The organism is Ferruginibacter sp. HRS2-29 (assembly GCF_024343615.1).
GTDB lineage: Bacteria > Bacteroidota > Bacteroidia > Chitinophagales > Chitinophagaceae > Ferruginibacter.
The window spans coordinates 44,318-52,972 of sequence record NZ_RJUB01000014.1 but is presented as its reverse complement, the minus strand read 5'-3'; the positions used below and the strand labels follow the sequence as shown (position 1 = coordinate 52,972).

At 43.5% G+C, this 8,655-nt stretch carries 7 protein-coding genes and 1 tRNA gene; 5 read left to right on the top strand and 3 right to left on the bottom strand.

The genetic code is table 11. The features are described 5' to 3' along the window. Positions 1-25 precede the first annotated feature (25 nt). Positions 26-292 carry a GIY-YIG nuclease family protein gene (locus tag EGI32_RS06995; protein WP_255154670.1) on the bottom strand — a complete coding sequence of 89 codons (267 nt, stop codon included), beginning with the start codon at positions 290-292 and terminating at the stop codon, positions 26-28. Positions 293-347: 55 nt separating this feature from the next. Further along, positions 348-421 (bottom strand) — tRNA-Asp (locus tag EGI32_RS06990). Positions 422-562: 141 nt separating this feature from the next. Between EGI32_RS06990 and EGI32_RS06985 the strand changes: the two genes are divergently transcribed. The 5 genes from EGI32_RS06985 to EGI32_RS06965 all read left to right on the top strand — a co-directional run bounded on the left by EGI32_RS06985 (position 563) and on the right by EGI32_RS06965 (position 7,882). Continuing rightward, positions 563-1,537, top strand: a complete 975-nt coding sequence (locus EGI32_RS06985; protein ID WP_255154669.1) for an acetyl-CoA carboxylase carboxyltransferase subunit alpha — start codon at positions 563-565, stop codon at positions 1,535-1,537. An 85-nt stretch (positions 1,538-1,622) separates the two neighbouring features. Beyond that, on the top strand, positions 1,623-2,591 hold the full coding sequence (locus EGI32_RS06980; protein ID WP_255154668.1) for a Gfo/Idh/MocA family protein: 969 nt from the start codon (positions 1,623-1,625) through the stop codon (positions 2,589-2,591). Positions 2,592-2,680: 89 nt separating this feature from the next. Continuing rightward, positions 2,681-4,075 carry a sugar transferase gene (locus tag EGI32_RS06975; RefSeq protein ID WP_255154667.1) on the top strand — a complete coding sequence of 465 codons (1,395 nt, stop codon included), beginning with the start codon at positions 2,681-2,683 and terminating at the stop codon, positions 4,073-4,075. A 143-nt stretch (positions 4,076-4,218) separates the two neighbouring features. Further along, positions 4,219-6,954, top strand: coding sequence for a M1 family metallopeptidase (locus tag EGI32_RS06970; protein ID WP_255154666.1), 2,736 nt, complete (start codon positions 4,219-4,221; stop codon positions 6,952-6,954). Between the two features lie 4 nt (positions 6,955-6,958). Continuing rightward, positions 6,959-7,882 (top strand): GNAT family N-acetyltransferase, encoded by a 924-nt coding sequence (locus EGI32_RS06965; RefSeq protein ID WP_255154665.1) that lies wholly within the window; start codon positions 6,959-6,961, stop codon positions 7,880-7,882. A gap of 5 nt (positions 7,883-7,887) precedes the next feature. Here EGI32_RS06965 and EGI32_RS06960 read toward each other — a convergent pair whose 3' ends face one another. Then, a complete protein-coding gene (locus tag EGI32_RS06960) occupies positions 7,888-8,556 on the bottom strand; it encodes a 2-C-methyl-D-erythritol 4-phosphate cytidylyltransferase (protein WP_255154664.1) in 669 nt (222 codons plus the stop codon). Positions 8,557-8,655: the final 99 nt, after the last annotated feature.

The window sequence follows — 8,655 nt, the reverse complement described above, 5'->3', positions numbered from 1 at the left end:
ACTGTGGGGATGATAGGGCTGCATTCTAACCAAACTGCCCGACAATATTTTTGGGGTGACTTATCAGTGACTCAATACGCTGGTGCGTCGCTTTCTTAAGATTTTTTTCACGGATCAATGCTTCTTTTTTGGTGGAGAATACTTCTACGTACACTAATTTCCAGGGAATCTTGTTTCGTGTATAAACTGATTCCCCGTTGTTATGTTGTATCAACCGCTGAGCCGGATTTTCAGTATACCCCTTATAAAAAGATTGGTCAACATCGCTGCGGAGTATATAAACGTAGTACATATTGCGAAGATGAAAAAAACAAAAAAGCCACCTCTTTTGAAGAGATGGCTTTTAGCGGACCGGACGGGACTCGAACCCGCGACCTCTGCCGTGACAGGGCAGCATTCTAACCAACTGAACTACCGATCCTTATCCCCTGAAATAGCTTTCTATTTTTTCGGGATTGCAAAGATAAGTATTTTTAGCTTTTTAAAACAAAACTTTTTAAAAAAATTTAGTTCAACTACTTTTACAAATTAACTTACACCCGATTAGCAGTAAAATTTTAATATGCCACAGTTAAAAAACCGACAGTTCCTTGATTTTGAAAAACCGATCAAAGACCTGTATGATCAGATCGAACAGCTCAAGTTAAGCCAGGAAAAAAATAAAAAGATCGATATGAGCAGCACCATCGAGGGGCTGGAAAAAACTATCATCGAAACCAAGCAACAACTCACAGAAACCCTCACCCCCTGGCAGCGTGTTCAGCTGAGCCGCCATCCCGACAGGCCATACACCCTTAAATATATTGAGAAAATGTGCACCAATTTCATTGAGCTGCACGGCGACCGCAATGTGAGGGATGATAAAGCCATGGTAGGCGGATTTGCACAGCTTGGCGATGAAACGGTCATGATCATCGGGCAGCAAAAAGGGAACAATACCAAAACAAGGCAGATGCGCAATTTTGGTATGGCCAACCCCGAAGGTTACAGGAAGGCGCTTCGCCTTATGAAACTCGCTGAAAAATTCAATAAACCGATCATCACACTGATCGATACCCCGGGAGCTTATCCCGGCCTGGAAGCGGAAGAACGTGGACAAGGCGAAGCTATCGCACGTAATATATATGAAATGATCAGCCTGAAAGTGCCCGTCATCTGTGTCATCATCGGCGAAGGTGCCAGCGGTGGCGCATTGGGCATAGGTGTTGGCGATAAAGTGGTGATGCTGGAAAATACATGGTATACCGTTATCTCTCCCGAAAGCTGCAGCAGCATCCTCTGGCGCACCTGGGATAAAAAAGAAACTGCCGCCGAACAACTGCGTCTGACCGGTACCGATATGTTGCAATTCGGGCTTGTAGACGATGTTATACCGGAGCCGATGGGTGGCGCACATTGGGACTACGACGGCGCTGCAAACATTTTGAAAAATTATCTTATCCCCGCCATACAGGAACTAAAACAAAAAACACCCGAACAAAGAGTAGAAGAAAGGATCAGCAAATTCGGCAAAATGGGCTTCTGGGATGAAGCCTAAGATCAATTACGAATGAAGAATGAAGAATGAAGAGTACGGGCTGTTACACTTTTAACTCATCACTTATAACTTATAACTAATTAGCATGTTAAAAATCGGGGTACTAGGTGTAGGGCATTTGGGCAAATTCCATTTGAACAACTGGAAAGAAATAGAAGATGTTACACTGGTGGGTTTTTTCGATCCCGATGACCATAATGCGATTCCTGTACAGGAAAAATATGGCCTTAAGAGATATCCCGATCCAGCATCACTGATGGATGAATGTGATGCTGTAGATATCGTAGCCCCTACCCCCCATCACTATAACCTTTGCTCACTGGCGCTCCGGAAAGGCAAACATGTTTTTGTAGAAAAGCCCCTGGCCAATACCATGGAAGAAGCCCGTGCATTGGTAAAGCTGGCGAAAGAATCCAACCTGAAATTCCAGGTCGGGCATGTGGAACGTTTCAATCCTGCTTTTCTTTCATTAAAAGAATTCAGCCTGGAGCCAATGTTCATCGAAGTACACAGGTTGGCGCAATTCAATCCACGTGGTACCGACGTAAGCGTGATCCTGGATCTGATGATCCACGATATAGACATCATACTTCACCTGGTGAAAAGTAATGTCAGCCATATTTCCGCCAACGGCGTATCCGTCATGAGCGATACTCCTGACATTGCCAACGTACGCATCGAATTCGATAATGGATGCGTTGCAAACCTTACCAGCAGCCGCATCTCCATGAAAAAAATGCGCAAGATGCGTTTGTTTCAGAAGGATGCTTACATCGGTATTGATTTCCTCGATAAAAAAACAGAGATCATCAAACTGAATACCCCCGGCGATAAAAATGTTTTCACCTTCGACATCGATACCAATAATGGTAAAAAAACGATTGCTATTTCCAGCCCCGCTATTGAAGATGGCAATGCGATCAAAATGGAATTACAGGGATTTAAAGATGCTATCACCAACAACACCGAAACACCTGTAACCGTGATGGATGGCTTCGAAGCGATGGATGTAGCGCATAAGATATTGGATAAAATAAACAGTGCCCAACGATAAAACAGTTTAGAGATTAGGGATTAGAGTTTAGGCAAAAAACTTTCTTAACTTGTACCACCCTAAACTCTAAACCCTAATCTCTAAACGAATTGAAGCAACCCAGGATAAATATCAGTTGGTACGTATTTGCGGATATCGTCATCTGCCTGCTCACCTGGCTTTGTTTTTATTATCTGCGTACCGTTATTTACGAATACCCTTTTTCAGTCCCTGCCGGATTTTATCTCGGACTTTTCCTTTACACACTTGGCTGGCTGAGCCTGAATTTCATAACAGGTACGTATACCGGTCTCTACCAGAAATCGAGGATCACAGAGCTTTTCAAAACATTTGTCCTTACCACTATAGGTTGCCTGGGGCTGCTTTTCTTTTTTATCCTGAAAAATCCCCAAACGGACAATACGAGGTATTATGTGGAATTTTTCTGCCTGCTGATCCCCATATTTTTTTCTACCGCGATCATCCGTATGATCATACTTACCTGCGTTCACAAACAATTATTACAAAAAAAAGTATTCTTCAATACACTGCTCATCGGGTCAGGGAAAAAGATGATCGAGCTGCATGATAACTTATTGGAGAAAGGCGACAGCGCCGGATATCGTATCGCTTCCATCATTGATATGAATAGCAGCGACGCTTCTCACTTCCGAAACATCAGCGTTCACAGGGATATCAGTCTGCTCACCGATATCATACAGGAAGAATATATTGAAGAAGTGATCATTGCTGTAGAAAAAAACGACCGCGAACTTATCACCAGAATACTCCAGCTGCTCAGCGATAAGGAAGTGAACATAAAAATAACACCCGATACATTCGACATCATCAGTGGCGCCATACAGACGAATAACGTGATGGGTGTGCCCCTGATAGATCTGCACTCCGGACTGTTACCAGCCTGGCAGCAAAATATCAAGCGCTTCACCGATCTCTTCATCTCATTGCTGGCAGTGGTTTTACTCACCCCGCTTTTTATTTATACCATCATACGGCTAAAACTTAGTTCCAAAGGGCCGCTTTTCTTTTTGCAGGAAAGGATCGGTTATAAAGGCAAGCCTTTTATCATGTACAAGCTCCGCTCGATGCATGTGAATGCTGAAAAAAACGGCCCGCAGCTTAGCAGCGATCAGGACGACCGCATCACACGCTGGGGCAAAGTGATGCGCAAATGGCGGCTCGACGAATTGCCACAACTCTGGAACATCATCAAAGGAGAAATGAGCCTGGTTGGCCCGAGGCCGGAACGAAAATTTTACATCGACCAGATGGTGGCGCTCCACCCTGAATATAACTATCTCTTCAAAGTGAAGCCAGGCCTCACGAGCTGGGGAATGGTAAAATTCGGCTACGCTTCCAACATCAGCGAAATGCTGCAACGGATGCCTTACGATCTGCTTTACGTTGAAAATGTTTCCCTGGGACTGGATTTCAAGATCATGATCTATACGATCAGTATCATTTTTGCCGGAAAAGGAAAATAAAAGATGTCAGTTGTTAGTTGCCAGATGTCAGGACGTTGCTGGCTAAACTTTGCTTAATCCTTCGCAACGATCGCTCACAACTGACAACGAACATCTGGCTACTATTTTCGGCTTTTATCATTATTTTTGAACAAACACATTCCTTGAAAAAAATACTGCTGCTTTTCATACAACTTTTCATTGCCTTTTGTGCTTTTTGTCAGTCGGAAGATTACTGGCAGCAAAGGGCTGATTATACCATCAAAGTATCGCTCAACGATACTGCTCATACACTGGATGGCCAGCTTCGGCTTAAATATTTTAATAATTCACCGGATACCCTGACTTTCATCTGGATCCACTTGTGGCCAAATGCTTATAAAAATGACAAAACCGCCTTCAGCGATCAGCGCCTGGAAAACGGCCAGACGGATTTTTATTTCAGTGATGAAGAAAAACGTGGTTATATCAACCGGCTGGCTTTTAAAGCAGACGGTATTTCTGCCGAAGCGGAAGACCATCCTGCACACCAGGATATCATAAAACTCATTTTACCGCATCCTCTTGCCCCAGGCAAATCCACCGAAATTGAAACTCCTTTTCATGTAAAGCTGCCCTATAATTTTTCGCGTAGCGGATATGTCGGGCAATCATTCATGGCAACTCAATGGTATCCCAAACCCGCCGTCTACGACCATAAAGGCTGGCACGAAATGCCTTACCTCGACCAGGGCGAATTTTACAGTGAGTTTGGAAACTTTGATGTGCAGGTAACCGTCCCCGTTAGTTATAAGGTTGCTGCCACAGGCAAAAAGATCAATGAAACTTCAGATGGCAATAAAAGCACTTTTCATTTCACCCAGGATAATGTGCATGATTTTGCCTGGTTTGCAGATAAAGATTTTATCGTGCTGCACGACACATTGCACCTTGCTACAAAAACAATTGATGTATACGCTTATTACCTGAAACAACATGAAGCGATGTGGAAGAATAGTCTGCAATTCATCAAAAACGCCATCACCACCAAAAGCGAATGGCTGGGTGAATACCCGTATGATATCGTGACCGTGGTGGATAATCCCGGTGATGCTACCGGCGGCGGTATGGAGTATCCGACCATCACCACGGTAGAAACACCGGAAAATGAGCGTATGCTTGATTTTGTGATCAATCATGAAGTAGGCCACAATTGGTTCTACGGAATACTGGCCAGCAACGAACGCCAGCATCCATGGATGGATGAGGGTATGAATACGTATTATGACCACCGGTATGAGCAGCAGCAGTACAGTAACAACAGCGTGTTGACAACGGACTCACGCTTTTTGCAAAAAATAATGCCCGATAACCTGGAGCAGAATATCTTCGAAACCGTTGCCCGGCTTAAAAAAGACCAGCCGATTGAAACCCCGTCCGCCTCCTTCAACATGATGAATTACGGAATAGTGGCTTATGAAAAAACAGGCCAATGGATGAAGTTGCTCGAAGAACAATTGGGCAAACCGTTATTCGACAGTTGCATGAAAACTTATTATCAACGCTGGAAATTCAAACATCCCTATCCTGAAGATTTTAAAAAACTTGTAGAAGAAGTAAGCGGCCGAAATATGGATGCGCAGTTTGCTTTACTTTCGCAAAAGGGCAGTTTATTGAAAAAACAGAAAAAAGATCTTCGCCTCACTCCTTTCTTCAGCCTGAAAGATACAGACAAGCATAACTATATCGGTGTTGCTCCGGCATTGGGTTACAACTTCTATGATAAATTCATGCCCGGTGCCATCATACATAATTATTCGATGCCATTGAGCAGGCTCCACTTTGTGGCTGTACCACTTTATGCCACGGGGTCTGCCTCCTTTAACGGGATCGGAAGAGTTGGTTACACAGTATTTACCGGCAACAAAGGCCAGCGGCTGGAACTGGCAGGATCAGTCGCCAGGTTTACCGGCGATACTTTCAAAGACTCTACGGGCAAGACTAACTACCAGCCCTACACGAAAATTGTGCCTTCACTGAGATATACATTTGCCAACAAGGATCCGCGTAGCCATGTTACAAAATATATCCAGTTCAAAACTTTCCTGATCAACGAAACCGGATTGTCTTTTACGCGGGACACCACCAATGATGTGGATGTGATCACTTACCCGAAACAGAAACGCTATGTAAATCAGTTGAAACTTGTATTTGAAAATAACAGGGTTTTGTATCCTTATAAAATAGAATTACAAACGGACCAGGGAGAAGGATTTGTACGTACAGGCCTTACTGCAGAATACTTTTTCAACTTCGCCAAAGGCGGCGGATTGAACCTGAGATTTTTTGCCGGCAAATTCTTTTACACGGGCGACAAAACATTTACCACTCAATTCAAAACGGATCGTTATCACCTGAACCTCACTGGTGCCAATGGTTCTGAAGATTACACCTACAGCAACTATTTCTATGGGCGCAACGAATTTGAAGGAATTTCCACGCAACAGATCATGATCCGCGATGGCGCTTTCAAAGTACGTACGGACTTGTTGAGCAGCAAGATCGGCAAAACCGATAACTGGTTATCGGCGCTCAACATCAATACCGATATTCCGAAACAGATCAACCCGCTGAGCATTTTACCTATAAAAATTCCGCTGAAAGTATTTGCCGATGTGGGCACCTATGCCGAAGCATGGAAAAAAAATGCGGGCACCGGTAAATTCCTGTATGATGCAGGCTTACAGATATCATTGTTCAGAAATACTGTAAATGTATATTTCCCGATCCTCTATAGCAAAGTGTTTGATGATTATTTCAAATCAACGATCACCGAAAAACGTTTTTCCAAAAACATCGCCTTCAGCATCGATATTCAAAATATCAACCTGAAAAGGTATTTCCCTCAAATAACTTTATAACCCGATGCCTGTTGAATTTGTACCATACGACCAGGTCGACAGGCAGCAATGGGATGATTGCATCGTGCACGCAACCAACGGGCTCATCTATGCCCGGGCATTTTACCTCGATGAAATTGCCGGCAACTGGGATGCGTTGGTGCTCGACGATTATCATGCAGTAATGCCGCTTGTAAGGAGAAAAAAGTGGGGAATAGAATATTTATACCAGCCATCTTTTGTTCAGCAGCTGGGGGTTTTTTACAAAGAAAATATAGATCCAGGCACGTTGGAATGCTTTATGGAAATGGCTTTTGAACGATTCAGCTATGCTGATATCACCATTAATTATGCGATGGCCGACCTGTTCCTTCCAGCCGGGGTAACTGTTGAGGAACGTACCAATTTCATTCTTCCATTGATGCTTCCGTATGAACAACTCTACCGGCAATATCATCCTAATTTCACCAAAAGCCTCAGACGGCTGCAGAAACTGGAACTCAGATATGCTTCTTCTGATGATATTGAAAATACGATCTCGTTGTATGAATCGTTATATGCGGAGAAGATTGAAAGTGTTACCGGTAAAGACATCACAGGTTTTAAAAATATCTGTAAACTATTGCTGGCCGCCAACAACCTGGTAATCCGTGAAGCCCGCAGTACGACAGATGAATTGCTGGCGGTGGCTTTGTTACTGAAAGACGAAAAGAGATTGTACAATATTATTTCGTGCATTACAGCAGCAGGAAAAAAAACTGAAGCCAATTATTTTTTGTATGATAAGATAATTGAAGAATTTGCAGGAAGTGGGTTGATACTGGATCTCGAAGGATCAGATATAAAAGGTGTGGCAGACTTCTATAAGAAATTCAACCCTTTGAATCAGCCCTATCTTCACCTGAAGCAAAACGATCTGCACCCCGTGCTGAAACTTTTCAAAAAATAATTCCGCTAAATATTTATCAGGCGTTCCGCGAATTCCATGTCCAGGGGCTGGGTGATCTTGATGTTCCTTTCTTCCCCTTCTACCAAAGTCACCTTGAGGCCAAAGGCTTCTACCACGGTAGCTTCATCGGTAAATTTATCTTTATAATCGATGTTGAAGAATGCGGGTAATAAGATCTTACTGTGGAAAGTTTGTGGTGTCTGCACCAGTTTTACCCTATCGCGTTCAATCGCTTCATTGCCATCATTGCTGAGGATCCGTACGCTGTCGCGGCAATCTGTAACCGGAATGGCTGAACCGAATTCTATAGCAGCATCGTAACACCTGTGAATGAGTTCGGTACTGAGCAGGCAACGCACAGCATCATGCACAAATACCATACTTTCTTCGGTGATCAGTTGCAGGCCATTTTGTACAGAGTGAAAACGTGTTCGTCCACCTATCGTTATCTGTATGCGGGTGTAATCAAAAAAAGCATCAATCACTTCCTGCCCCGCTGCCACGTGCTCTTCCGGCAATACCAATATGATCTGGATATCTTCGTATGCTTTCAGGAAAGCATCAATGGTATAATACAATACAGGCTTGCCTTTCAACAATAAAAACTGTTTGGGCACTTTACTGTTCATCCTTACGCCGCTGCCGCCGGCCACTATCACTGCATATTTTTTCATGTAAAACTTCTGTATTTAACCAATCAATTTTGCCGCAATTTACAACCAGATCACAACTACATAAAAAAATAAAATACCCTTTCAGCCTGAGTTTGCCGA